Genomic DNA, 25,466 nt, shown 5'->3' with positions numbered 1-25,466 from the left:
AATTCAGCCGATTTCGTCCACGATATAATCCCCCGGCCTCTGTTCTCTGCTGGCAAGCCGGTATAGGGTTTGCATCGCCGCAACGCGGCGCCGGACACGCTTGAAACCCGTACGCTACAATCGCAAGACCTCCTTGTTTTAAGGCGGGTCTCAAAGGACCGGAACCGGACTCGTGCATTTTCCTCGCCCGCTGCGCCCGTCGTTGAAATGGATTCTGGCTGTTGCGATGCTCGCCATCGCAACGCCGCAGCTGGCGCAAGCCGAGGCGCTGCTGGTCGTCGAGGCCGATTCCGGCAAGGTGCTGCAGGCCGACAATGCGACGATGCCGTGGTATCCGGCGTCAATCAGCAAGCTGATGACGGCCTATGTGACGCTGAAGGCGGTCAAGGATGGCCGCGTGTCGCTCGACACGCTGCTCACCGTCTCGCCGACCGCTGCCTCGCAATCGCCCTCGAAGATGGGCTTCCGGCCCGGCACCCAGGTCACCGTCGACAACGCGCTGAAGATGATGCTGGTGAAGTCGGCCAACGACATGGCCGTGGTGCTCGCCGAGGGCGTCGGCGGCTCGATCGACGGCTTTGCCGGAATGATGAACCAGACCGCGCAAAAGCTCGGCATGACGCAAACGAGCTACGTCAACCCGAACGGCCTGCCCGCCGACGGCCAGATCACCTCGGCGCGCGACATGGCGATCCTCGCCCGCGCCATCATCCGCGACCTGCCGGAATACGAATATTTCGTCCACATCCCGTCGATCCGCTTCGGCCGCCGCATCACGCCGAACTTCAACAAGCTGATCGGCCGCTATCCCGGCGCCGACGGCTTCAAGACCGGCTTCATCTGCGCCTCCGGCTACAATCTGGTGGCGTCGGCGACGCGCGACGGCAGGCGACTGATCGCGGTGGTGCTCGGCGCCTCCTCGGGCCGCATGCGCGCGATCCGCGCCGCGCAGCTCCTGGATCGCGGCTTTGCCAATAACGGGCTGGCGTGGCTGCGGCCCTCACTCGGCACCGTCGACAATCTGGTGCCGATCGATGCCTCGCCGCCGAACCTGCGCGAGGAGATGTGCGGCGGCAAGCACAAGCGGCCGGCCAGCGACGAGGACGGCGAAGACACCGTCGCCAGCGCCGGAGGCTCGACCACCAACGGCGAAGGCGGCGTGAGCTTCTTCGCCGCCGGCCTGCAGGCCGCGATGCCGAAACCGTCAGAGATGCTGGCGCAGGCGCCGGCGGCGTCGGAGCCGGTCGTGGTTTATACGGGCCCGACCAAGACCGGCGCCGCGTTGATCGCCGCGGTCGAGGCCGACACCGAGAAGATGCAGCCGGTCAAGCGCGGCAAGGGCAAGCACACCCGCGTCGCGGCCAAGAAGCCCGATGCGGCGGCCGACAAGGGCGACGCCAAATCCGACAAGCCGGCGGCCAAGCCGGTGCGTCACGCCAACGCCAAGCCGGATGCCGCAGCTGCGAAGCCGGCCGCGGACAAGCCGGCGGCCGCAAAGCCTGCCGCCAAGCCCGCGGCAGCGAAGCCCGTGGCGGCAAAGCCGAAGGCGGCCGACAAGCCGAAGGCTGACGCCAAGCCGGCCGGCTAGCAGCGCAGCCGGCCCTCCTATTCCCCGATGCGTCGATAGCGCGGCTTGCCATTGACCGCGGCATTGCTCAATACTGCCGAAAATAACGCGGCCAACAGCCGACCAAGTGCCGGCCAAAGCGCCGGAAACCCGGAAGCAATCCGGGACACCAGGCAATTTTGAGAGAGGGGATTGACCACCATGGAGCGCATCTGGCTCAAGCACTATCCGGCCGGCGTGCCCGCCGATATCGACGTCACGCAATATTCGTCGCTGGTCGAATTGCTGGAAGAGAGCTTTAAGAAGTTCGCCGATCGCAAGGCGTTCATCTGCATGGACAAGTCGATCACCTATCGCGAGCTCGACGAGATGTCGTCGGCGCTCGGCGCCTACCTGCAGAGCAAGGGCCTGCAGAAGGGTGCGCGGGTCGCGCTGATGATGCCGAACGTGCTGCAATACCCGGTTGCGACCGCCGCCGTGCTGCGCGCCGGCTATGCCGTGGTCAACGTCAATCCGCTCTACACCCCGCGCGAGCTCGAGCATCAGCTCAAGGATTCCGGCGCGGAGGCGATCATCGTGCTGGAGAACTTTGCCACCACCGTGCAGAAGGTGCTGGCGAACACGGCGGTCAAGCAGGTGATCGTCGGCAGCATGGGCGACCTGCTCGGCTTCAAGGGCGTAATCGTCAATCTGGTGATACGCCGCGTGAAGAAGATGGTGCCGGCCTGGTCGATCCCGGGCGCGGTCTCGTTCAACGACGCGCTGTCGGCCGGTCGCGGCATGAAGCTCACCAAGCCCACGTTGACGCGCCAGGACGTCGCCTTCCTGCAATATACCGGCGGCACCACGGGCGTTTCCAAGGGCGCCACGCTGATCCACCAGAACGTGCTCGCCAACGTGCTGCAGAACGACGCCTGGCTGCAGCCGGCGCTGAAGAAGCCGCCGCATGTCGACAACATGATCATCGTCTGCGCGCTGCCGCTTTATCACATCTTCGCACTGACCGCGTGTTACCTGCTTGGCGTGCGAACTGGCGGCACCAATCTGCTGATCCCGAACCCGCGCGACATGGCCGGCTTCATCAAGGAATTGTCGAAGTACCAGGTCAGCTTCTTTCCGGCGGTCAACACGCTCTACAATGGCTTGCTGAACACGCCCGGCTTCGACAAGCTCGACTTCTCCAAGTTGAAGATCGCCAACGGCGGCGGCATGGCGACGCAAAGGCCGGTCGCGGAAAAATGGCTGAAAGTCACCGGCACCGCGCTGTCGGAAGGCTATGGCCTGTCGGAGACCTCACCGACCCTGACATGCAATCCCGCGACGATCGAAGAGTTCTCCGGGACGATCGGCCTACCGGTGCCGTCGACATGGCTCTCGATCCGTGACGACGACGGCAATGAGCTGGCGATCGGCGAGGCCGGCGAGATCTGCGCCAAGGGTCCGCAGGTGATGTCGGGTTACTGGAACAGGCCCGACGAGACCGAGCGGGTGATGACCGCGGACGGCTATTTCCGCACCGGCGACATCGGCGTGATGGACGAGCGGGGCTACACCAAGATCGTCGACCGCAAGAAGGACATGATCCTGGTCTCGGGCTTCAACGTCTATCCGAACGAGATCGAGGAAGTGCTCGCGAGCCATCCCGGCGTGCTCGAGTGTGCCGTGATCGGCGTGCCGGACGCGAAGTCCGGCGAGGCGGTGAAGGCCTTCGTGGTCAAGAAGGACCCGAACATTACCGCCGAGGACATCATCAAATTCAGCGCCACCCAGCTCACCGCCTACAAGGTACCGAAGCAGATCGAGTTCAGGACCGATTTGCCGAAGACCAATGTCGGCAAGATCCTGCGCCGCGAGCTGCGCGACGAGAAGAAGGCTGCGGCGTAAGAGACCGGCGAGGCGAGCGTTGGACATGACAGACGCGCGCCTCGCGACGCCGGCCGATATCATCACCTTCTGGCTAAAGGCCGGCCGTGACCGCTGGTACACGCGCGACGACGCGTTCGATGCCGAGATCCGCAGCCGCTTCCTCGCCACCTGGCAGAAGGCGGCTGCCGGCGAGCTGTCGTCATGGGAGGCGAGCGACGACGGCGCCCTGGCGCTCACCATCGTGCTCGACCAGTTTCCCCGCAATCTGTTTCGTAACGACGCCAAGACCTTTTCCAGCGATCCGCTGGCGCGCGAGGTGGCAGGCCGGGCCATCGACCGCGGCGTCGACGCGCGGATCGATCCGCTGCTGCGCGAATTCCTCTATCTGCCTTTCGAGCATTCGGAGCATCTCTCCGACCAGCAGCGCTGCGTGGCGCTGTTTCGGCAATGCGGCGGCCATCCCGACAACCTCAGATATGCCGAGGACCACGCCGACATCATCCGCCGGTTCGGCCGCTTCCCGCACCGTAACCGGGTGATGGGCCGCCAAACCACCGCGGACGAGCAGGCGTTTCTCGACGCCGGCGGGTTTTCCGGCTGATGACGGAACGGTGACCAGCATCCGGCATTGCCGTTCTTCCGCCAGGTCGTATTGTGCCGTTCCGCAGCCGGGTTTAAGAGAGTTCCGCTTCACCGAGGGAGAACACCGATGACGATCAATGTTGGCGACAAGCTGCCGGAATCCAAGTTTCGCGTCATGACCGCCGAAGGGCCGCAGGTCAAAACCACCGACGACATTTTCAAGGGCAAGAAGGTCGCCCTGTTCGCGGTGCCCGGCGCCTACACCGGCACCTGCCACAAGATGCATCTGCCGAGCATCTTCCTCAATGCCTACGCCTTGAAGAACAAGGGCGTCGACACCATCGCGATCGTCTCGGTCAACGACGCCTTCGTGATGAACGCCTGGAAGCGCGACACCGACCAGCGCGACGAAGCCGTGTTCCTCGCCGACGGCAATGCCGACTTCGCCAAGGCGATCGGCATGGAGCTCGACGCCTCCGGCAACGGCCTCGGCATCCGCTCCAAGCGCTACTCGATGCTGGTCGAGGACGGCGTGGTGAAGAAGCTCAACCTCGAACCCGCCCCGGGCAAGGTCGAAGTCTCCGGCGGCGACACACTGCTCGGGCAGCTCTGAGCTGAGCTTTCGCCGCAAACCTGGCTGTCGTCGCCCGGCTCGCCGCCTTCGCTAAAGCTTCGGCGCGCCAATGATTATGGCCTCGTCGAAGCCTTGGCGTAGACGGGACCGGGCGACCCAGTACGCCGCGGCCTCTCGTTTCAATCACCACTGTCTCTGGAATACTGGATCGCCCGCTTTCGCGGGCGATGACAGTTTTGGGCGTGGCGATAGCTGGGGATCGCCGCGTTGTAGCTTCGCAGGATGGGTAGAGCGCAGCGACACCCATCAACTTCGTGCCGTGCACTGAAATGGTGGGTTTCGCTACGCTTGACCCACCCTACGCAGGGCCGGCTACGTGCAATCTGTGCCGGATGAAGGGTTCCCTCCGCGGATCGGCTTTTTCGTCCCGCCTCCCCCGAGCTTGCCGGAATTTCCCGGGCGCGCCGGTGTTTGGTCAACACGCAGAGCATTGATGCTGCGCTGATTTCGGCTCAAGTCGATTAAATTCCAATAACTTAATGTTCGGCCGCACTGATCAGGGAGGCCCGTCATGGCTGAAAAAGCATCCGCGTTCATCGGATTCGTGCAGCTTTCCCCGACAAGCTATCAGTACACGATCACCTTGATCGACAATGGTACCACCCCGATTGGTACATTCTGGTTCTCCTGGCTGCCCGGCCAGGGCTACCTGAGCGAGATTCCGACCTTCGTCGCCCCTTCGGGATGGACCGCAAGCATCACGGACGGTGTCCCCCCGGCGAACGGCTACAGCGTCCGTTGGGTCGCAGACTCCACCGCCACCGCGCTGCAGCCCGGCCAATCGCTCACTGGCTTCACCTTCACGACTTCAATTGCGCCGAACGAGCTTTTTGCAGATTCATCAATCCATCCGGGGGTTTTCGGCACGACATCGGTGGTCTATTCCGCCGGCCCCTTCAGCGACGGCGGCTTTGACCTGGTTGCCGGCCAATTGCTGTCCGGCTCGGCCAGCAATGACATCCTCATTGGAACGATCGGCGATGACGCGGCCTATGGCGGAAGCGGCAATGATTACATCTATGCCTATGGCGGCGATGACACGCTGGTCGGCGGCGATGGGCTTGACGTGCTCTTGGGCGCAGAAGGCAACGACTTCATCTACGGAGGCACCGGGTTCAACTATCTGTTCGGCGGCAGCGGCGATGACACATTGATCGGAAGCGGCGGAGCGACGGCTTCCGACGTCAACGTCATGTACGGCGGCGACGGCGCGGACTTTCTCTACGGCGGCATCGGTACCAACTATTTCTACGGCGGTGCCGGCGTCGACACGATGGTTGGCGGCTCCGGCCTCAACATCTTCATCTCGTCGGGCGAGACCGACGGCAATTTCATCTACGGCGGTTCAGGCCAGAACTATGTTTATGGCTCGAACGGCGGCGACACGGTCACTGGCGGCGCAGGCGTCGACGTTTTCCTGATGGGCAGCGGCAACGACAACATTACCGGTGGTGGCGGTGTCGATTATGCCTGGGGCGGCGGTGGCTCCGACACGTTCACGATCAATGACGGCACGCCGGAGGTCATGGTTGTCCAGGACTTCAACACGGGCGGCGTTAATGACTTGGTGAATTTCGCCGGCACGTCACTGCATTCGTTCGCCGATGTTCAGGCCGCCGAGTTCTACTCACCCGGCATCAACACGACCATCATCACCGACGCCGCGGGCAGTGCGGTCTGGCTGATCGGCTTGGCACCAGGACAACTGGACGCCAGCATGTTCAAGTTTGGCTAAGGCTGAGACGCACCTGCCTCGGCGCAGGTGCGGTCTCATTCAATGATCTCGTCGGCACGGCCCGAAACCTCGTTGAGGTCGCGTCGCGCGCGAGCCCGTGCATCCGGAAAATGGTCGAGCAGGTCCTAGCTGAACTTGAACATGCTCGCATCCAGCTGTCCCGGTGCGATCCCGATCAGCCAGGCCGCATTGCCTGCCGCATCGGTGATGATGGTCGTGTTGATGCCGGCGACATAGGTCTCGGCTGCTTGTACATCAGCAAACGAATGCAGCGATGTGCCGGCAAAGCTCAGGAAGTCGTTGACCCCACCCGTGTTGAAATCCTGGATGACCATGACCTCAGAGGTCGTGTCGCTGATGGAGAAGGTGTCGGCGCCCCCGCCACCCCAGGCATAATCCACTCCGCCGCCTCCGCTGATGTTGTCCGCGCCCGAGCCCATCAGGAATACGTCAACGCTGGCGCCGCCGGTGACGGTATCGCCACCATTGGAGCCATAGACGTAGTTCTGGCCCGCGCCGCCGTAGATGACGTTGCCATCCGTTTCGCCTGAGGAGACGAAGATGTTGAGACCACTGCCGCCGAACATCGTATCGACGCCGGCGCCGCCATAGAAATAGTTGAAGCCGGCGCCACCATACAGGGCATCGGCGCCGGCCTCTCCGAACATCACATTGACATCCCCTGCTCCGACGATCCCACCGTTACCAATGATGAGGTCGTTGCCGTCGCCGCCGAACAGATAGTTGGTGCCGGACCCGCCATAGAGGGAATCGTTGCCCGCTTCGCCGAGGAGAACGTCGAGACCAGCATCACCCACAAGAATGTCGTTTCCGGAGCCGGCATAGAAATAGTCATTGCCGTCGCCGCCATATCCGACGTCGTCGCCGGCAAAACCGATCAGGACATCGTTGCCGCCGAGCCCGACGAGCGAGTCGTTGCCCACGCCGCCGTAAAGATTATCGGCACCAGCCGTCCCGGTGTTCGCGATCGGCAGATCCGCAACGTTCAGGGTCACGTCGAAAAAATGCAGCAATTCGATATTGGTCAGCGTGTCCAATCCCTCGCCGGCGACGAGGACCGAACTCGTGGGACTAGTTCGGGTGATCGTATATGCGCTTCGGTTGCCGAAGAACCACGCTGTATCGGTGCCAGACCCACCGTCAAGCGAATCGTTCCCTCCGCCTCCCCTAAGGACATTATTCCCGCCGTCACCGGTCAGCGTATCGTTGAAACTGCTGCCGTCGAGACCCTCAATGGAGGTGTAGATGTCTCCACTCGCCTCGCCGGTGTTGGCAGCCGGGTTTGCCAGGCTAGCCACCACGGCGGAGCTGGCCCGGGAATAGGAGGCGATATCGTTGCCTGCTCCTCCGTTCAATGCGTCGGCGCCGAGACCGCCACTCAGAATGTTGTCGTTTGCATCTCCGACAAGCGTGTCATTGAAACGCGACCCGGACAGAGCCTCGATGGAGCTATAGACGTCGCCGGCCGCGTCACCAGTATTCTGCGAGCTGTCAGCAAGATTGGCCACCACAGAAGCTGATGCTTGGTCGTAGGAAGCGGTGTCAAAGCCGGCGCCGCCATCGAGAGTATCTGCCCCACCGCGCCCGTCGAGCGGATTGTTGCCGGCATCGCCGATCAGATGGTCGGCAAACGCACTGCCAATCAGCACCTCAATGCCGCTATAGGAATCTCCAGTTGCTTCGCCGGTGTTCACTGCCGGGTTAGCGAGACTTGCAGTGACGCCGGACGTCGCACTTATATACGAGGCCGCATCAATGCCGCTGCTGCCACCTACCATCGAGTCGGCGCCAAGTCCGCCGATGAATAGAGTGTCCGCCGTGGCGTCTCCGATCAGCGTATCGTTGAAGTTACTTCCCTGGATGCCCTCGATCGAAACGTACACGTCTCCGGCGGCTTCGCCCGTGTTCAGTGAAGGGTTATTGAGATTTACGACGATACCCGCGCTGGCATTGCCATAATCGGCGACATCGCGGCCGCCGCCGCCGTTCAGCGTATCTGCGCCGAGGCCGCCCCGCAGATAATTGCCATTATTGTCGCCGACCAAGAGATCGTTGAATGCGCCGCCTCTGAGCCCTTCGATGCCGACATAGACGTCGCCGGCGGCCTCGCCCGTGTTCGCCGATGCATCCGAGAGATTGGCGACAATCGCGGTGCTTGCGTTGAAATAGTCGGCAAAGTCAAAACCGGCCCCGCCGTCCAGCGTGTCGGCGCCGACACCGCCCTGCAGGAAATTGATGTTGGCATCGCCGGTCAACGAGTCGTTGAAGTCGCTGCCGCGGATCGCTTCAATCGAGACGTAGGTATCGCCGGCCGCTTCGCCCGTGTTGGATGCCGGATTGGCAAGGCTTGCGGTGATTGCCGTTGTCGAATCCGCATAGGATACGAAATCGAATCCGGCACCGCCGTCGAGAGAATCCGCCCCGAGGCCGCCGCGCAGCGTGTTGTTGTTGCCATCGCCGATCAGCGTATCGTTGAAGGCCGAGCCGCGGATGTTCTCGATCGACGTATAGGTGTCGCCGGCGGCCTCGCCGGTATTGCCAGCGGGATTTGCCAGGCTGACCAGCAGTCCCGCCGAAGCTCCGAAATAGTCGGCGGTGTCGCTGCCGGCGCCGCCGTCGAGGACGTCCGCGCCCAGTCCGCCGCGAAGCAGGTTGTTGCTGCTGTCGCCCGTCAGCGTGTCGTTGCTGTTGCTTCCGATCAGGCCTTCGATCGAGGTGTAGGTATCGCCCAGTGCGTAGCCTGTGTTGAGTCCGGGACTGACGAGATTTGCCACCACGCCGGCCGGCGCGTCCGCGTAGGACGCGAAATCAATGCCGGTACCGCCGTCGAGGGCGTCCGCGCCGTCTCCGCCGATCAGGGTGTCGTTTCCGGCAAGCCCCTGAAGGGTATCGTTGGTGTTTGAACCGTTGGCTGTGCCGGTAACCGTGTCGTCACCCGCGGTCCCCTGAAAAGATCCCATCCCCAATCCCCCAATCAAAATCGCAGACGATCCGAACCACCGGATCGAACAAATCTTCAATTCAGTCAGATACTTGCCTAGGAAGACAACGACTCGATCCGGATATCATGCAGGCCAGGGTTCGATCCTGACCCATTTGGGTGCGACAATTGCGCACACCCGCGACAGTCCCGATATTGCGGGGCCCCATCCGTCTGTATTTGTGGATGTTTCCCGCCGCCTGTTCAACGACGCTCCCCTTGAGTCCGAAAGCCATAGACCACGATCGGTTGACCCAAGTCATGAGCCGCCTCGGCGGTGCCGTGGTGGATCCATTGCTGTGGCCAGAGCTGATGGAAAGCATCTGCGCGGCGGTTGGCGCATCAGCTGCTCTGCTGCTGCAAAGCGACGTTCGGACACCGGACGTGCCGCGAACGAAATCCATCGACGAAGCCACCCGGCACTACTTTGCCAACGACTGGCAGACCAAGGACCCGCGTGCGATCGGATTTCCGCGCATGATGGCCGGAGAGGTCGTCACCGATCAGGACCTGCTGACGCCCGAGCAAATCCGGGCTGATCCGATGTACAATGAAGTCCTGTTTCCGTTCGGCTTCAAATGGTTTGCCGGCATCGGTTTTTGGGCCGACTCCGCCGCCTGGGCACTCACGCTTCAGCGCACCCAAAACGAGGAGCCGTTTGACGCGGCGGACAAGCGGGCGCTTGCCCGTCTTGCGCCAAGATTGACCGAGACCGCGACACTGGCGACGGCAGTCGGCCGAGTTGCCCTCTCGTCGATGACCAGCGTGCTGGAGAAGGTTCAGCGGCCTGCTCTCGTCCTCAATCGGCAGGGCCTTGTGTTGAGCTGCAATGCGGCGGCCGATGCCGGATTCGATCAGGACATTCTGGTCCGGAACAGGCGGCTTGCTCTCCGCGACAAGGAGGCGATGGCGAAATATCACCGCCTTGTCGATTTGATCCGGTCGTCGCCCGACGGCGTTGCGCTGCCGACGGAGCCGATCGTGGTCCGCCGCGCCGCAAAGCCTCCCGCCTTGATCCGCGTGCTGCCGGTCGACGGTGCGGCAAGCAGCGTCTTCCTGGGCGCTCGCGCGATGCTGGTCTTCTCCAACCTGTCGCCACCCCCGCCGCTGGATGCGAAGCTCATCGCGCAGGCATTCGATCTGACACCGGCAGAGGCCAGGTTGACGGCGTTGCTAACCGGCGGCCTGCCGATTCACGCCGCCGCGGAGAAACTGGAAATCTCTCTGGCAACGGCGCGCAACCATTTGAAGTCGGTGTTCTTCAAGACCGGTACCCATCGCCAGTCCGAGCTGATCAGATTGGTTACGATGTTGGGGTAGTTCGAAGATGGCGGGGTTTGACCATCTTCCACGTCACGCGCCCTAGCCCTTCAGCCGCGCCATCGCCACGCCCTCGCGCGCCAGTTCGTCGGCGCGTTCGTTCTCAGCGTGGCCGGCATGGCCCTTGATCCAGTGCCAGCGCACCTCATGCGGCTTCAGCGCGGCGTCGAGGCGCTGCCACAGTTCGACGTTCTTGACCGGCTTCTTGTCCGCGGTGCGCCAGCCGTTGCGCTTCCAGCCGTGGATCCAGCCGGTGATGCCCTGGCGGACATACTGACTGTCGGTGGTGAGGTCGACCGCGCAGGGCTTCTTCAGGGCTTCCAGCGCCGAGATCGCCGCCATCAGCTCCATGCGGTTGTTGGTGGTGTGCGGCTCGCCGCCCTTCAATTCCTTCTCGACGTCGCCGAATCTGAGGATCGCGCCCCAGCCGCCCGGTCCGGGATTTCCGGAGCAGGCACCATCGGTGAACACGATCACATGCGGCTTGTCGCTCACGCCGCGCATCCCGCCGGCGTGATGCCGTAGTCGTTGATGGCAGCGACGTTCTGCTGGAAGCGCAGCTTGCGGACGTATTCGAGCGGGTCCTTCGGCTGCACCAGCGCGCCCTCGGGGACGTTGAGGAAATCGACCAGGCGCGTCAGCAGGAAGCGCATCGATGCGCCGCGCGCGAGCAGCGGCAGCGCGGCCTCCTCGGCCGCCGACAATGGCCGCCCCCTGCCATAGGCATTGAGCAGCGCGCGCGCCTTGGTGACGTTGAAGGAAAGATCCGGCTCGAAGCACCAGGCGTTGAGGCAGATCGCGACGTCGTAGGCCAGAATGTCGTTGCAGGCGAACGGGAAGTCGATCAGGCCGGAGAGTTTGTCGCCGAGGAAGAAGACGTTGTCGGGAAACAGGTCGGCATGGACGACGCCGACGGGAAGATCCGCCGGCCACGCGGCTTCGAGATGATCGAGCTCGCGCGCGATGAAGTCGTGCAAGCCTGGCTGCACGCTGTCGGCCCGCGCGGCGGCGAGATCGAACAGCGGCCGCCAGCCGGAGACCGACAGCGGGTTGTTGCGGACCAGCGGAAAGTCGCGGCCGGCGAGATGCATTTTGGCCAGCGCCTCGCCGACGCCTCCGCAATGCGCCACGTTCGGCCGCCGCGGCCACACGCCTTCGAGGAAGTTGATGATCGCCGCGGGCCGGCCGGCGAGCCGGCTGTAGACCTCGCCCTTGCGGTTGCGCGCCGGCTGCGGGCACGACACGCCGCGCTCGGCGAGATGCGCCATCAGCGACAGGAAATACGGCAGGTCGTCCTCCGCCACGCGCTTCTCATAGAGCGTGAGGATGTAGGCGCCCTGGCTGGTGTGCAGCAGGAAGTTCGAATTCTCGACGCCCTCGGCGATGCCCTTGTAGGAGAGCAATTCGCCGATGTCGTAACTCTTGAGGAATTCCGCGAGGTCTTCGGCGGCAACGTCGGTGTAGACCGCCATATGGTCTATTCCGCCGCGGCAGCGTCGGGCCGTAGCGAACGCGGCAGCGGGAAGAACTCGTTCTCTTCCGCGGCCGAGACCGTCTCCACGTGCAGTTGGTAGCGCTCGGCGAAGGCGCCCATGATCTCCTCGACGATCACCTCCGGCGCCGATGCGCCCGCAGTGATGCCGAGGCTCGTGATGCCTTCAAACCTGCTCCAGTCGAGATCGCTGGCCCGCTGGGCAAGAACCGCAATCGGGCAGCCCTCGCGCTCGGCGACCTCGCGCAGGCGCTGCGAGTTCGACGAGTTCGGCGCGCCGACCACGATCAGGGCATCGACCACCGGCGCCACCTTCTTCACCGCGAGCTGGCGGTTGGTGGTGGCGTAGCAGATGTCTTCCTTGTGCGGACCGTTGACGTTCGGGAAGCGCTGCTTGAGCAGCGCCACGATCTCCGCGGTGTCGTCGATCGACAGCGTGGTCTGGGTCACAAAGGCGAGGTTGTCGGGGTCCTTCGGGACGAAGGTCTTTGCATCGTCGGCGGTCTCGATCAGGGTCACGGCGCCCACCGGAAGCTGGCCCAGCGTGCCGACAACCTCGGGATGATGGGAATGCCCGATCAGCAGGATCTCGCGGCCGCGCTTGAAATGGATCGCCGCCTCGCGGTGGACCTTGGTCACCAGCGGGCAGGTCGCGTCCAGCGAGAAGAAATTGCGGGATTTCGCCTCGGCCGGAACCGATTTCGGAACGCCGTGGGCCGAAAACACCACGGGCGCGTTGGTATCGTCGGGGATTTCGGCCAATTCCTCGACGAAAATGGCGCCTTTGGTCTTCAGGCTGTCCACCACATACTTGTTATGGACGATTTCGTGCCGGACGTAGACCGGGGCGCCATAAATGGTAAGGGCACGCTCGACCGTGTCGATGGCGCGGACCACCCCTGCGCAAAAGCCGCGGGGGGAACAAAGCACGATTCTAAGGTCGGGTTTTTTCGCTGACATCGGTCTGTCTCGGAGCAATCTCGGGACCGAATCACCCCTCGCCGGCGGGCGGGGAACGGCCAGTTAGGATAAGGACTTGGGACTGCTTTCGGGCGCTGTCAAGGCGATTTTGCTGGCCCATTGCGCCATTCCCCCCTGAGGGCTTATATAGGCGCCATAATTCCCGTCATCACCGATGACTACCAGCTTCGCCTCGACAGAGGTGGGCGAAGCACAAAGGAGATTTGCCATGAGCAACGCACCGCTGATGCCGAAGGCTACTGCCGTGTGGTTGGTCGACAATACCGCCCTCACGTTCGATCAGGTGGCCGATTTCACCAAAATGCACCCCCTGGAGGTCCGCGCCATCGCCGATGGCGACGCCGCCCAGGGCATCAAGGGCATGGACCCGATTTCCAATGGCCAGCTGACCCGCGAGGAGATCGAGCGGGGCGAGAGGGACCAGAACTATCGTCTCAAGCTGCAGGAGAGCAAGGTGGTGCTGCCCTCCGCCGCCAAGAAGAAGGGCCCGCGCTATACCCCGGTGTCGCGCCGCCATGAGCGGCCGAGCGCGATCCTCTGGCTGGTGCGCAACCATCCCGAGCTGAAGGACGCCCAGATCATGCGCCTGGTCGGCACCACCAAGACCACGATCGCCAGCGTGCGCGACCGCACGCACTGGAACGCCTCGACCCTGACCCCGATGGACCCGGTGACGCTCGGCCTGTGCTCGCAGATCGAGCTCGATTTCGAGGTGCAGCGCGCCGCCAAGGAGAAGCCGACCACGACCGTCTATGGCGGCGCCACGCTGCTGCCGGCCTCCGAGACCACGCGCAAGGACGAACTGGACGATCAGCCGATCGAGAAGCACGACGACCTCAACGTCGATGCCGTGTTCGCCAAGCTGAAGACGATCGGCGGCAAGAAGGCCGACGACGACGAACAGTAAGCGCCTCGCGCGACCACCGGACGACGACACGCGGCGGGGCAACTCGCCGCGTTTTTGTTTGCGCACGAGTTGCCCCGATCCGGCACGCGGCGCGCCGCTATAGCGTTTTCGAGCGAAGTGGACGCCGGTTCGCGTAAAGAAAACGCGTCCAAACAACAAGCTAGAGCTTCGGTTCTGATTCAATCAGAACCGAAAATGCTCTCACCGGCTTCGCTCACCCGAACGAGAAACGCCGGTGGGCAAAGTCGAGCAGCGGACGTTCGAAATATCGATAGCTCAGCGCACACAGCGCGAACGTCAGGGCAAGCGCGGCGAAGGTCAGCAAGATGCCGGCGAGGCTTGTGACTGTCCTGGGTTCATGGAGCACGGCGAACAGCAGGTACACGATGACGTGGTGGGTGAGGTACGCCGCGTAGGACGTTCTGGCAAAGAAGTTCGCGACCGAGCTGCGCAGGATCGCGAGTTTTGCAGAGCCGCGATTTTCCAGAACGACGAACAGCAGAGAACCGAAGAAGATCTCGACCTGCGTGTGCGAGAACGCCACCGACCAGCGCTTCCACCCGAACAGCCACAGCAGGGGAAGCGAAATGCTCGACCATTTGAGGATCGCGGCGACGCGTCCGGATATCTCGGCATCCGGCTTGCGATAGAGACGCCACCAGGCGATCAGCGCGCCGATCGCAAGCGAATCGATCCTGAATTGCGGGAGCACGTACCAGCCATAGGCATCCGGCAGCGCGCTGTCGATCAGGCGCCCGATCGGGCAGATCAGGATCGGGACGAGCAAGATCGCGAACAGCCGCTCGGACGGGATATTCCGGACCAGCAACGGAAACAGCAGATAAAACTGCTCCTCGATCGCGAGCGACCAGGTTACGGCCAGCCAGTAGGCGCCATCGGTCTGGGCCATGGCCATTCCGAAATTCTGCAAGCCGAACAGATACAGCCAGCCAGGCACGCCCCTGGTGTCAAACAAATGAGGGCTTAGCGAAAAATACCAGCCGATCGCTGCGCTGCCGCACATCAAATAGTAGAGCGGCCAGATGCGGAACGCACGCCTGCCGTAGAAGGCCGAGTAGTATTGTTTGGCCGCGCGGTGCCGCAGCAGAATATCCGTGATGAGATAGCCGGACAGAATGAAGAAGAGATCGACGCCGAAGCGGCCGACATGCAGCAGTTTCCACGGCGAGCCTTGCGGACCGTCCGGCGTCCCGAAATAGTGCCAGATGACGACGGTCAGCAGCGCGATCGCGCGCAGCCCGTCGAGCTCTCCGATCCTGTCACGTTCCAACGCGAGCTCGCCTTCCACACGCACAAGATCAGGTCTCGTCCAGTCCGCGCATACCCCGCCGGCCGGGCCGTCATCACGCGCCTAGTGCCGGTCCGGATTGTTCATCATGTATTCGCCGAGGTCGCGCTGCCGCCGATCAGTGCGGGCTTCGGCGTTCTGGCGCTGCACGTCGCGGTCCTTGCGGCAGGCGACATATTCGGGCGAACCGACCGCAACCTTGCCGCTGGCCTGGCAGTACTGGTCGTCGTCGCCCATGCTCTCCGCGATTGGCGATCGCCCGCGTTCGAGGCAGCCTGCCAGCAGCGGCAGTGCGAGCAGCAATGCAATGGGCGCGCGTGCGGAAATGGATCGCATCCGTGGGTCCGTATCTCGTGGGGTATGGCGTTGGAAAACCGGGATGACCCGGCAATCCATCAAAATCAAGGCCGTTTTGCTTCTGGGTGCGTTTCGAGAGTGGGCGAGCGAGTTGGACGATCGCGCAAGCATCGATCATCGCGCCCGGGGCCACCCCTCTCCCCAACCCTCCCCCGCATGGGGGGAGGGAGCCTGACCAGCGTGCTCACCTCACATGATGCAGCAACTGCATGCCGTTCAGTTCGTCTTACGTGAGGAGGCCACCGGCGGAAGGGTTCCCTCCCCCCTTGCGGGGGAGGGTTAGGGAGAGGGGTTCACACGGGCACTCTCTCAGAAGCGACGCAGCAATCCATCGATCCGGCAGGCAGTGACAATGGATTGCTTCGTCGCTTCTCGCACCGAAGGAGCTACGCTTTCCCCTTCAGCGCCTCGCCGATTTCGTCGAGCACCTTGGGGTCCTCGATCGTTGCCGGCATGGTCCAGGGCTCGCCGTCCGCGATCTTCTTGATGGTGCCGCGCAGGATCTTGCCGGAGCGGGTTTTCGGCAGCCGCGCCACTGTGATCGCGAGCTTGAACGCGGCAACCGGCCCGAGCTTCTCGCGCACCAGCGCCACGACTTCCTTCTCGACGTCGGCGGGCTGCTTGGTCACGCCGGCCTTCAACACCAGGAAGCCACAGGGCACCTCGCCCTTGATCGCATCCTTGACGCCGAGTACGGCGCATTCGGCGACATCGGGATGCGAGGCCAGGATCTCCTCCATGCCGCCGGTGGAGAGCCGGTGGCCGGCGACATTGATGATGTCGTCGGTGCGGCCCATCACCCAGACATAGCCGTCCGCATCCTTGTAGCCGGCATCCGAGGTCTTGTAGTAGCCGGGAAATTCGGTGAGGTAGGCGTCCCTGAAGCGATCGTCCTGCTGCCACAGCGTCGGCAGGCAGGCCGGCGGCATCGGCAGCTTGATCACGATCGAGCCCATCGTGCCCGCCGCCACCGGCTTCGCCGCCTCGTCGACGATGTCGACCTGATAGCCCGGCATCGGCACCGTTGGCGAGCCATGCTTGACCGGCAGCATGCCGAGCCCGACCGGATTGCCCGCGATGCACCAGCCGGTCTCGGTCTGCCACCAGTGATCGATCACAGGCACCTTGAGCTGCTGCTCCGCCCACGCCACGGTCGGCGGATCGGCGCGCTCGCCGGCGAGGAACAGGGTGCGGAAGCTCGAGAGGTCGTAGCTCTTGAGCAGCCTGCCCTCGGGGTCCTCCTTCTTGATCGCGCGGAACGCGGTCGGCGCGGTGAAGAAGGCGACCGCCTTGTGCTCGCTGATCACGCGCCAGAACGCGCCGGCGTCCGGCGTGCCGACCGGCTTGCCCTCATACATGATCGAGGTCGCGCCATGGATCAGCGGGCCGTAGACGATGTAGGAGTGGCCGACCACCCAGCCGATGTCGGAGCCGCACCACCAGATCTCGCCGGGCTTGACGCCGTAGAGATTGTACATCGACCATTTCAGCGCAACGAGATGCCCGCCATTGTCGCGCACCACGCCCTTCGGAATTCCGGTCGTGCCCGAGGTGTAGAGGATGTAGAGCGGATCGGTGGCCAGCACCGGCACGCAGGGCGCGGCCTTGCCGGCATCGAACGCGGCGCGGCGCAGCGTCGCCCAGTCGTGGTCGCGGCCCGCGGTGAGCTCACAAGCCTGCTGCGGCCGCTGCAGGATGATGCAGGTCTCGGGCTTGGCGCCGGCGAGCCGGATCGCCTCGTCGAGCAGCGGCTTGTACTGCACGATGCGGCCGGGCTCGAGCCCGCAGCTCGCCGAGAAGATCAGCTTCGGCTTGGCGTCGTCGATCCGGGTCGCCAGCTCCTTGGCCGCGAAGCCGCCGAACACCACGCTGTGCACCGCGCCGATCCGCGCGCAAGCCAGCATCGCGACGACCGCCTCCGGCACCATCGGCATATAGAGAATGACGCGATCGCCCTTGCTCACGCCGAAATCCTGCATGATCGCGGCGAGCGTCTGCACTTCCTCGAGCAGCTTGGAATAGGTGAATTTGGTGATCGTGTTGGTGAGCGGAGAATCGTGGATCAGCGCGACCTGGCCGGCGCGGCCGCCGGCGACGTGGCGATCCAGCGCGTTGTAGCAGGTGTTGACCACGGCGCCGGTGAACCAGCGGCCATAGGCGCCCATAGAGGGATCGAAGATCTTCTTCGCCGGCTCGATCCAGTCGATCTCGCGCGCCGCTTCCGCCCAAAAGCCCTCGGGGTCCCGAAGCGAGCGGGCATGCACCTCATGATACCGGCTCATCTGCTGGCTGTTCATCGCGTTTCTCCCTCGCGCGGTCGCGCGTCATTTGCCGACCATTGTCACGGGAAGCGGCCGGGTTTCAAGCCGAAATGACCGCGACCTTCGGCCGGGTCCGGCTAGTAGCCGTCGACCCCGTTGATCCGCTGCAGCCGCTCGCGCATCGCCTTTTGCAAATCATAGCCCGGCTGGCCGAATTCCGCGTTGCGGCGGGCGATGAACTGATCCTGCACACGCTGCAGCTCGCGCGCCTGCCGCGGGTCTTTCGACTCGTGTACCGCGCGAAAGCTCGACGCGCCGATCTCGCGATCGAGATCGGCGAGCGCGGGATCGGCGCAGATCGCCTTCTCCACCGCGCGGCGTGCCGTGCGGCAATCGAAGCTCGGCTTGCCGGCAACCGCCATCATGGCGCCGATCCGCTCCAGCTCCAGCGACAGCGATTTGTAGTTGGCCTTGGCGGCGGCGTGATCGGGGTCGAGCTTGACGGCGGCGCCAAAATCCATGATCGCCTTCGGCCGGTCGCCCTTGCGGCGCCACAGCTCGCCGCGCGCATTATGGGCGTCGGCAAGCGAGGGATCGAGCCTGAGCACGCTGTCGTAATCGGCGATCGCGCGATCGATCATCTGCTTGCGATCATAGGCGCTCGCGCGCGCCACAAGCGCCTTGACGCGATCGGGCTTCGCCGCCTTCTCATTGTCGATCAGCGCGCCGCAGACATCGATGGTCTTGTCGTCATCCGCCGCCGCAACCGCCGCGATGCAGGGGCCGGCATCGACCTGCACATCCTTGCCGGGCTCGCTGCTCGTGGCACGCGCAACGCCTGCTGTCAGCGCGCCTGCCAGGCAAATGCACAGCAGCGCCAAAGCCAGATTCAAGACCAGATTTGCAGAATTGCGTCGCATCCCAATCGCCGACAAGACATCCCTCTCCCGCACCCAACCACCGGTCCCCGATTTCCGGCAGCGCGCCATTTGCCGCAAAACCACACGCTGGATTATACGTCAATTGCGACGATCGGCTGCACTGGGGGTTCGCCTTGCTCACGTTCGAATGGATCATCGGCCTGTTGCTCGCGGCCGTTGCGTTGTCGGCACTGGCACGCAAGATCAAGGTGCCCTACCCGACCTTCCTGGCGGTCGGCGGCGTGCTGCTGGCTTTCGTGCCGTCCGGCCCGTCCTGGGCGCTGGAACCGAAACTGGCGCTGGCCCTGTTCGTCGCGCCGGTGCTGCTCGATGCCGCGTTCGACACCTCGCTGCGCGATCTCCGCAACAACTGGCTGCCGGTCTCGACGCTGGTGCTGGTCGCGGTCGGCATCACGACGGTGGCGGTCGCGGTGGTGGCGCGCTGGCTGCTTCCCGACATGCCCTGGCCGGTTGCAATCGCGCTCGGCGCCATCGTCGCCCCGCCCGACGCGGCCGCAGCCACCGCGATCCTGCGCCAGGTCAAATTGCCCTACCGGATCCAGAAGATCCTCGAAGGCGAGAGCCTGCTCAACGACGCCAGCTCGCTGCTGATCTATCGCGTCGCCGTCGGCCTGATCGCGGCCGAACACATGAAGGTGCGCGAATTCGTCCCGTCGCTTGCGGTCGCGCTGGTCGGCAGCCTCGCCGCAGGCTATCTGTTCGCGCAGGTCTGGATGATGATCACTCGCCGCATCACCGAGGCGCCGAGCGCGATCATCACCCAGTTCGGCGGCACCTTCATGGTGTGGATCGCCGCCGAGCATATCGGGCTGTCGGGCATCCTCACCATCATCGCCTATGCGATCACGATCGCCCGCACCGCTCCGGCCCGCACATCGGCGCGGCTGCGCGTGTCGTCCTATACGGTGTGGGAAACCGTGATCTTCGTCCTCAACGTGCTCGCCTTCATGCTGATCGGCATGCAGCTGCGTCCGATCTGGTCGGAGCTCGACGACGAGGTGCGGTGGAAATATTGCGGCTTTGCCGCTGCGATCCTCGCGGTCGTGGTCGTGGTCCGCATCGCCTGGGTGATGTCCTATGGCGCCTTCCTGCGTGCCCTGAAGGCGCGCAGCCTGCTTCCGCGCTACGTGGTGGCGGCGGTGCCGTCGCTGCGGCGTAGTATCGTCGTGTCCTGGTGCGGCATGCGCGGCATCGTCACACTGGCGGCCGCGTTTGCGCTGCCGGAGTATTTTCCGTATCGCGACCTGATCCTGCTGACGGCGTTTGCCGTGGTGCTGGGCTCGCTGGTGATCCAGGGCCTGACGCTGCGGCCGCTGATCCTGGCGATGAAATTCGATGACGACGATCCGATCGCGCGCGAGGCCGCGCACGCCCGCGGCGTCGCCTTTCGCGCGGCGCTGGACGAAATCGATGCGGACCCCTCCGAGGAGGCCGAGATCCTCCGGCTCGAATACCGCGCGGTGCTGCTGCGCGCCGAGACCGAGCCGGACGGCGGCATCGCCTCGGGCGAGCTGCCGGCCGATCCGCTGCGCCGGCGCGCAATCGCAGCAGCGCGTCAGGCCTTGCTCAATTTGCGCCACACCGAGGCGATCGGTGACGACGCCTTCCATCTGGTCGAAGAAGAGCTCGACCGCGCCGAACTCAGCGCTGAAGCGTGACGGCCCGCCGTCTTCACAAGATCGTTCGCAGCCGGGCCCGGTTGAACCATCGCCGGATTTGTCAGACCCAACATCATGACAATCCTCATCGATCGCAATTCACAACGCGCCTCGGCGAAGATCGAAGCGCAGTTCTTCTATTTCTATATGGCGTTGTCGTGCATGGCGGTCGCCCTGCTCGGCTTTACCCCGACCTACTGGGTGCCGATGGCGCGGGGTTCGCTGGCAGCGCCCCCTGTCGTGCATTTGCATGGTCTGCTGTTCTTCGCCTGGACGCTCTATTTCGTATTCCAGAGCTGGCTTGCGGCTTCGGGGCGGATCGTGCGGCATCGCCGGGTCGGCATGATCGGCGTGTCGCTTGCGACCGCCATGACGATGCTGGGCCTGATGGCCTCGATCAGCGTCATGAAGCGCTCGGCCGCGATCGGGCAGATCAACGAAGGCATCGCCTTCTCGATCGTTCCGTTCAGCGGCATCGTGTTCTTTGCCGTCGTCTTCGCGCTCGCGATCATCTATGTCCGCGACCGCGAAGCACACAAGCGGCTGATGCTGCTCGCGGCCATTTCGATCCTCGACGCTGCGGTTGCGCGCTGGTTCCTGACCTTCCTCGCACCATCAGGCCCGCCGGGGCCACCGCCGGTCCCGGTCACGATCGCACCGGCATTCGTCGCCTATCTGCTGCTGGTCGTCGCGATCATATTCGACTGGCGCACCCGCGGCCGTCCGCACCCTGTCTACATCTATGGCGGATTGGCGCTGGTCGCGGTGAAGCTGTTGAACTGGCCGATCAGCATCTCGGCCGCCTGGCATTCGTTCGCCGGTGGCATCCTGGCGCTGGCGCAGTAACCACCTTCACGTGCCCGACTTCACGCGCCCGACTTGGAGGTGATGCCGCCGTCGACCACGAGCTCGATGCCGGTGACATATTTCGATTCGTCCGACGCGAGGAACAGCGCGGCATTGGCGACGTCCCAGGCGTCGCCCATGTGCCCCATCGGCACCTGCGCGTCGCGGGCGCGCCACATCGCCTCGACGTCGCCCTTGGCGTAGCTCTGCGCCAGCCCGGTCGAATGCGCCACCATCGGCGTCTTCATCAGCCCGGGCAGGATCGCGTTGACGCGGACATGCTTGGAGGCGAACTCGACCGCGGTCGAGCGCGTCATCTGGTTCATCGCCGCCTTGCTCGCATTGTAGCTGACATAGGAAATGCCGACGTGGCGGATCGAGGCGATCGAAGAGATGTTGATGATCGAGCCGCCGCCCTGCTTGATCATGACGGGAATGACGTGCTTCATCGACAGATAGGCGCTCTTGAGGTTGACCGCGAAGACGCGGTCCCAATCGGCTTCCGCCACCTCGACTACGCTGCCGACCTCGGCGATGCCGACATTGTTGTCGAGCACGTCGATGCGGCCATAGGCCTTCAGGCAGGCCGCGACCATCGCCTCGACCTCGGCAGCGCGCGACACGTCGGCGGTGAATGCGGTCGCCTTGCCGCCCTCCTCGGTGATGATCTTGCCCGTCTCCTCGGCCGCCGCGCCGTTGCGATCGACGCAGAACACGCTCGCGCCCTCGCGCGCAAAGGTCACGGCGGTCGCCTTGCCATTGCCCCAGCCGGGCCCGATCGAGCCCGCGCCGACCACCATCGCAACCTTGCCCTTGAGCCGATCCATCGTTTGTTCTCCGTTGTTGTTCTTGTCGCCCGAATAAGGCCCGTAGATGGGGTAACGGGCCGGCCGCCCGCTCGCTACGGCGCGATTTGGAAGCGCGCTCGCGAGCGGCCTGTTGGTTGGAAGGCGGTCGTCCCTCAAACTGATGGTGTCAATAAACGGAGTCGGGCAAGCCCGCTCCAAGCATCATTAAGGGACGACCATGTACCACTATGCAGGAATCGACGTGTCTTTGGAATGCTCGAGCGTCTGCCTTGTCGATGGGACAGGTAAGATTTTGCGCGAGGCGAGGGTTGCGAGTGAGCCGGAGGCCTTGATCACCTGGTTGCGGTCGCTGGGGTTGGTGCTGGAACGGATCGGGCTGGAGGCTGGTCCGCTGTCGCAATGGCTCTACGCAGCGATGCGGGATGCGGGCCTGGCAGTCGAACTGTTGGAGACGCGGCACGTCCGCGATGCCTTCAAGGCGATGCCGGTGAAGTCGGACCGCAACGATGCCCGCGGGATCGCGCAACTGATGCGGCTGGGCTGGTTCCGGCCGGTGCACTGCAAGTCGATCGAAGCGCAGGAGACGCGGGCGGTTCTGACGGCACGCAAGCTGCTGCAGTCCAAGCTGCGCGACATCGAGAACAGCCTGCGCGGCGTGCTCCGCGGCTTCGGTCTGAAGGTCGGCACGACCACCGAGCGCACGTTCGCCGAACGCATCCGGGAGCTCGTAGCGGGCCATCCCGGACTTGAGATCGTGGCACAGGCGCTGCTCGAAGCCCACGCCGTGCTGCGGCGCGAGTTCAATGGCCTGGATAAGCACACCCAAAAGCTCGCCAGGTCGCACCCTCAAGCCCGCCTCCTGATGACGACACCGTCCGTCGGCCCGATCGTGGCGCTTACCTACGCCGCGGCGGTCGACGACCCGAAGCGCTTCCGGTCCTCGAAGGCGACGGGAGCGCATTTTGGCCTCACCCCGAAGAAGTACCAATCGGGCGAAACCGACTATACCGGCCGCATCAGCAAGATCGGCGATGCCTCCGTGCGCGAGGCGCTCTATCAGGCGGCTCACGTCATGCTGACCAAGCCGGTCAGGAACTGCTCGGCGCTGAAAGGCTGGGCGATGCGGATCGCCCGGCGCGCAGGCCTGCGCAAGGCCAAGGTGGCGCTCGCACGCAAGCTCGCCGTCGTTCTGCATCGCATGCTCGCCGACGCCAAACCGTTCAACCCGATGGCCAAGGCCTCGGCAACCTAAGCAAGGAGCAGCAATCGGTTCTGGGCGGGCCACGACACCAGGCTCTCCCTGAGCGAGGTCCCTGCGCCGGGACGATGGATCCGGTCAGGCCGCCATCCGGGAAGTGGCTCACAACCACGCTTCCGTAGATTGGCCGGCCGGCTCCTCAATGCACCCCATCAGGCGACGGCCTTCGCGCCGATCCCGTACAGAAGCAAGTGCCCGGCGAGTGGATCACGCAAAAAGGGATTGACTTACAAAGGCCCGTTACAGAAGCCCGGATGAAGCGCCAGCGAAATCCGGGGGCCGGCCTCCCCGGATTACGCTGAGCCCTATTCTCCCCTTAGGCTCAGCCGGAAATTGGCCGCACACCCCCACTGGGTCAACCCATCCAAACAGGGATCCCGTATGGCAGCACCGCTCGCCACGACGGGAACTCTGCGCATGCGAGCGGGTTGAGATGCGCAATCCCGCGGCGAGGTATGACTTGCAGCCGTCCCGGACGACCGCCACGCGAGCGCTTGATGCGTTGAACTTCTTCCTCGCCGACGTGCGGGACGGGCTCGGCCCTTATCTGGCGATCTACCTGCTGACCGAACGGAAATGGTCGGTTCAGTGATGTCGATCGCGGCGATTGCCGGGATCGTCGCCCAGACCCCGGCCGGTGCCCTGATCGACCGCAGCCGCGCCAAGCGCGCCCTGATGATCGCGGCTGCGATTGCCGTGACCGCCGCGTGCCTGCTGCTGCCGCTGCTCGACCGGTTCGAATTGGTCGCCGCGACCCAGGCGCTCGCGGCCGCCGCCGGTTCGGTGTTCGCGCCGGCGATCGCCGCGGTGACGCTCGGCATTGTCGGACCCAAGGCTTTCGCGGCGCGGACCGGGCGCAACAAGGCGTTCAATCACGCCGGCAACGCGGTGGCCGCGGCGATCGCCGGCGGCACCGCCTACTGGTTCGGACCGATCGTCGTGTTCTGGCTGCTGGCGGCGATGGCGCTCGCTAGCATCGCCGCAACGCTGTCGATCCCGGCCGCCGCCATCGACCACCAGGTCGCGCGCGGGCTCGACGATGTCGCGGAGCAGCATGGCATGGCGCAGGACCAGCCATCCGGCTTTCGCGTGCTGCTGACCTGCAAGCCGCTTTTGATCTTCGCGGTCTCCACCGTGATCTTTCACTTTGCCAACGCGGCGATGCTACCGCTGGTCGGCCAGAAGCTCGCATTGGTCAACCGCAACCTCGGGACCTCGCTGACGTCGGTCTGCATCATCGCGGCGCAGATGGTGATGGTCCCGGTTGCGATGCTGGTCGGACGCAAGGCTGATGTCTGGGGCCGCAAGCCGATCTTCGCTGCGGCGCTCGCGGTGCTGGCTGTTCGCGGCGCGCTCTATCCGTTGTCGGACAACCCATACTGGCTGGTCTCGGTGCAATTGCTCGACGGCGTCGGCGCCGGCATCTTCGGCGCGCTGTTCCCGCTCGTGGTTGCCGATCTCACGCACGGTACCGGGCATTTCAACATCAGTCAGGGCGCGATCGCCACCGCAACCGGCCTCGGTGGCGCGCTGAGCACGGCAGTCGCCGGTTTCATCATCGTCTACGCCGGTTACAACGCCGCATTCCTGTTCCTTGCAGCCGTCGCTTGTGCCGGGCTGATCGGCTACTGCGCGTTGATGCCGGAGACATTGCGCATGGCAACGACGACGTCACGCACAACTGCATTGGCACCGCAGAACCGATGATCCGATTCGCCGTCGGCACTCGGCAGCGAATCAACGCATCGCGCCGCGTGACACCGATCTGATGTCCGACAATGACGCAGATTCACATCTGCATCGAAGCGACACCACAGTCCTTAACACCGTCTCTCGATGAAACACGCGCGCAATGTTTCTGCCGACGTCAAAAGCCGGCGCGATCGCGCTCATGAACGTCAGATGACGCATTTGTTGCGCGCGCGACAGCGGTGAGACGCGC

The 25,466-nt window shown here is 64.1% G+C and carries 20 protein-coding genes and 1 pseudogene; 11 read left to right on the top strand and 10 right to left on the bottom strand.

Annotation, left to right across the window (positions count from 1 at the left end; genetic code table 11):
• The first annotated feature begins 172 nt into the window (after window positions 1-172).
• Entirely contained in the window at window positions 173-1,588 is a 1,416-nt protein-coding gene (locus WDM24_RS04500; protein WP_166302270.1) for a D-alanyl-D-alanine carboxypeptidase family protein, read from the top strand.
• 17 nt (window positions 1,589-1,605) lie between these two features.
• Here the strand turns inward: WDM24_RS04500 and WDM24_RS04495 are convergent, their stop codons facing one another.
• A complete protein-coding gene (locus tag WDM24_RS04495) occupies window positions 1,606-1,770 on the bottom strand; it encodes a hypothetical protein (RefSeq protein ID WP_338830581.1) in 165 nt (54 codons plus the stop codon).
• Here WDM24_RS04495 and WDM24_RS04490 point away from each other — a divergent pair.
• The 4 genes from WDM24_RS04490 (at window position 1,769) to WDM24_RS04475 (ending at window position 6,384) form a co-directional block, all read left to right on the top strand.
• On the top strand, window positions 1,769-3,451 hold the full coding sequence (locus WDM24_RS04490; protein ID WP_338830580.1) for a long-chain fatty acid--CoA ligase: 1,683 nt from the start codon (window positions 1,769-1,771) through the stop codon (window positions 3,449-3,451). The genes WDM24_RS04495 and WDM24_RS04490 overlap by 2 nt on opposite strands.
• A 25-nt stretch (window positions 3,452-3,476) precedes the next feature.
• Window positions 3,477-4,034 carry a DUF924 family protein gene (locus tag WDM24_RS04485; RefSeq protein WP_338830579.1) on the top strand — a complete coding sequence of 186 codons (558 nt, stop codon included), beginning with the start codon at window positions 3,477-3,479 and terminating at the stop codon, window positions 4,032-4,034.
• Window positions 4,035-4,142: 108 nt separating this feature from the next.
• Window positions 4,143-4,628: a peroxiredoxin gene (locus WDM24_RS04480; protein ID WP_166302264.1), complete on the top strand. Its 486-nt coding sequence runs from the start codon at window positions 4,143-4,145 to the stop codon at window positions 4,626-4,628.
• Between the two features lie 532 nt (window positions 4,629-5,160).
• Entirely contained in the window at window positions 5,161-6,384 is a 1,224-nt protein-coding gene (locus WDM24_RS04475; RefSeq protein ID WP_338830578.1) for a calcium-binding protein, read from the top strand.
• Between the two features lie 125 nt (window positions 6,385-6,509).
• On the opposite strand, the gene WDM24_RS04470 is transcribed toward WDM24_RS04475, so the two are convergent.
• The gene (locus WDM24_RS04470; RefSeq protein ID WP_338830577.1) at window positions 6,510-9,365 is read right to left on the bottom strand and encodes a calcium-binding protein; all 2,856 of its coding nucleotides are present in this window, start codon (window positions 9,363-9,365) and stop codon (window positions 6,510-6,512) included.
• A gap of 206 nt (window positions 9,366-9,571) precedes the next feature.
• On the opposite strand from WDM24_RS04470, the gene WDM24_RS04465 reads away from it, so the two are divergent.
• Window positions 9,572-10,705, top strand: a complete 1,134-nt coding sequence (locus WDM24_RS04465) for a helix-turn-helix transcriptional regulator (RefSeq protein ID WP_338830576.1) — start codon at window positions 9,572-9,574, stop codon at window positions 10,703-10,705.
• Between the two features lie 42 nt (window positions 10,706-10,747).
• Here the strand turns inward: WDM24_RS04465 and rnhA are convergent, their stop codons facing one another.
• From rnhA to ispH, 3 genes are read right to left on the bottom strand one after another with little or no spacing between them, the layout of a single operon-like run.
• On the bottom strand, window positions 10,748-11,209 hold the full coding sequence (gene rnhA / locus WDM24_RS04460; protein WP_166302248.1) for a ribonuclease HI: 462 nt from the start codon (window positions 11,207-11,209) through the stop codon (window positions 10,748-10,750).
• A complete protein-coding gene (locus tag WDM24_RS04455) occupies window positions 11,197-12,177 on the bottom strand; it encodes a homoserine kinase (protein WP_338695579.1) in 981 nt (326 codons plus the stop codon). Before WDM24_RS04455 ends, rnhA begins: the two co-directional genes overlap by 13 nt.
• Window positions 12,178-12,182: 5 nt before the next feature.
• The gene (ispH, locus tag WDM24_RS04450) at window positions 12,183-13,157 is read right to left on the bottom strand and encodes a 4-hydroxy-3-methylbut-2-enyl diphosphate reductase (protein ID WP_166210834.1); all 975 of its coding nucleotides are present in this window, start codon (window positions 13,155-13,157) and stop codon (window positions 12,183-12,185) included.
• Window positions 13,158-13,386: 229 nt separating this feature from the next.
• Between ispH and WDM24_RS04445 the strand changes: the two genes are divergently transcribed.
• Entirely contained in the window at window positions 13,387-14,085 is a 699-nt protein-coding gene (locus WDM24_RS04445; RefSeq protein WP_029077669.1) for a DUF1013 domain-containing protein, read from the top strand.
• Between the two features lie 214 nt (window positions 14,086-14,299).
• Here the strand turns inward: WDM24_RS04445 and WDM24_RS04440 are convergent, their stop codons facing one another.
• From WDM24_RS04440 to WDM24_RS04425, 4 genes are all read right to left on the bottom strand, one after another.
• On the bottom strand, window positions 14,300-15,376 hold the full coding sequence (locus WDM24_RS04440) for an acyltransferase (protein WP_338830575.1): 1,077 nt from the start codon (window positions 15,374-15,376) through the stop codon (window positions 14,300-14,302).
• Window positions 15,377-15,457: 81 nt separating this feature from the next.
• Entirely contained in the window at window positions 15,458-15,730 is a 273-nt protein-coding gene (locus WDM24_RS04435) for a hypothetical protein (protein WP_166302233.1), read from the bottom strand.
• A 407-nt stretch (window positions 15,731-16,137) separates the two neighbouring features.
• Complete coding sequence (locus WDM24_RS04430) at window positions 16,138-18,048, bottom strand: propionyl-CoA synthetase (protein ID WP_338830574.1); 1,911 nt, start codon at window positions 18,046-18,048, stop codon at window positions 16,138-16,140.
• A 101-nt stretch (window positions 18,049-18,149) separates the two neighbouring features.
• Window positions 18,150-18,932 (bottom strand): hypothetical protein, encoded by a 783-nt coding sequence (locus tag WDM24_RS04425; protein ID WP_338830573.1) that lies wholly within the window; start codon window positions 18,930-18,932, stop codon window positions 18,150-18,152.
• 134 nt (window positions 18,933-19,066) lie between these two features.
• On the opposite strand from WDM24_RS04425, the gene WDM24_RS04420 reads away from it, so the two are divergent.
• Window positions 19,067-20,611 (top strand): sodium:proton antiporter, encoded by a 1,545-nt coding sequence (locus tag WDM24_RS04420; RefSeq protein ID WP_338830572.1) that lies wholly within the window; start codon window positions 19,067-19,069, stop codon window positions 20,609-20,611.
• Between the two features lie 75 nt (window positions 20,612-20,686).
• Complete coding sequence (locus WDM24_RS04415; protein WP_338830571.1) at window positions 20,687-21,457, top strand: hypothetical protein; 771 nt, start codon at window positions 20,687-20,689, stop codon at window positions 21,455-21,457.
• Between the two features lie 20 nt (window positions 21,458-21,477).
• Here WDM24_RS04415 and WDM24_RS04410 read toward each other — a convergent pair whose 3' ends face one another.
• The gene (locus tag WDM24_RS04410; RefSeq protein ID WP_338830570.1) at window positions 21,478-22,284 is read right to left on the bottom strand and encodes a glucose 1-dehydrogenase; all 807 of its coding nucleotides are present in this window, start codon (window positions 22,282-22,284) and stop codon (window positions 21,478-21,480) included.
• A gap of 199 nt (window positions 22,285-22,483) precedes the next feature.
• On the opposite strand from WDM24_RS04410, the gene WDM24_RS04405 reads away from it, so the two are divergent.
• Both WDM24_RS04405 and WDM24_RS04400 read left to right on the top strand, forming a co-directional pair.
• The gene (locus WDM24_RS04405; protein WP_338826979.1) at window positions 22,484-23,518 is read left to right on the top strand and encodes an IS110 family transposase; all 1,035 of its coding nucleotides are present in this window, start codon (window positions 22,484-22,486) and stop codon (window positions 23,516-23,518) included.
• 439 nt (window positions 23,519-23,957) lie between these two features.
• Window positions 23,958-25,231: pseudogene (locus WDM24_RS04400) on the top strand (MFS transporter).
• Window positions 25,232-25,466: the final 235 nt, after the last annotated feature.

It is taken from the genome of Bradyrhizobium sp. 27S5 (assembly GCF_037217225.1).
GTDB classification, from domain to species: Bacteria; Pseudomonadota; Alphaproteobacteria; order Rhizobiales; family Xanthobacteraceae; genus Bradyrhizobium; species Bradyrhizobium septentrionale.
The sequence above is the reverse complement of the archived record's forward strand: the minus strand, read 5'-3'. Positions and strand labels throughout refer to the sequence as shown.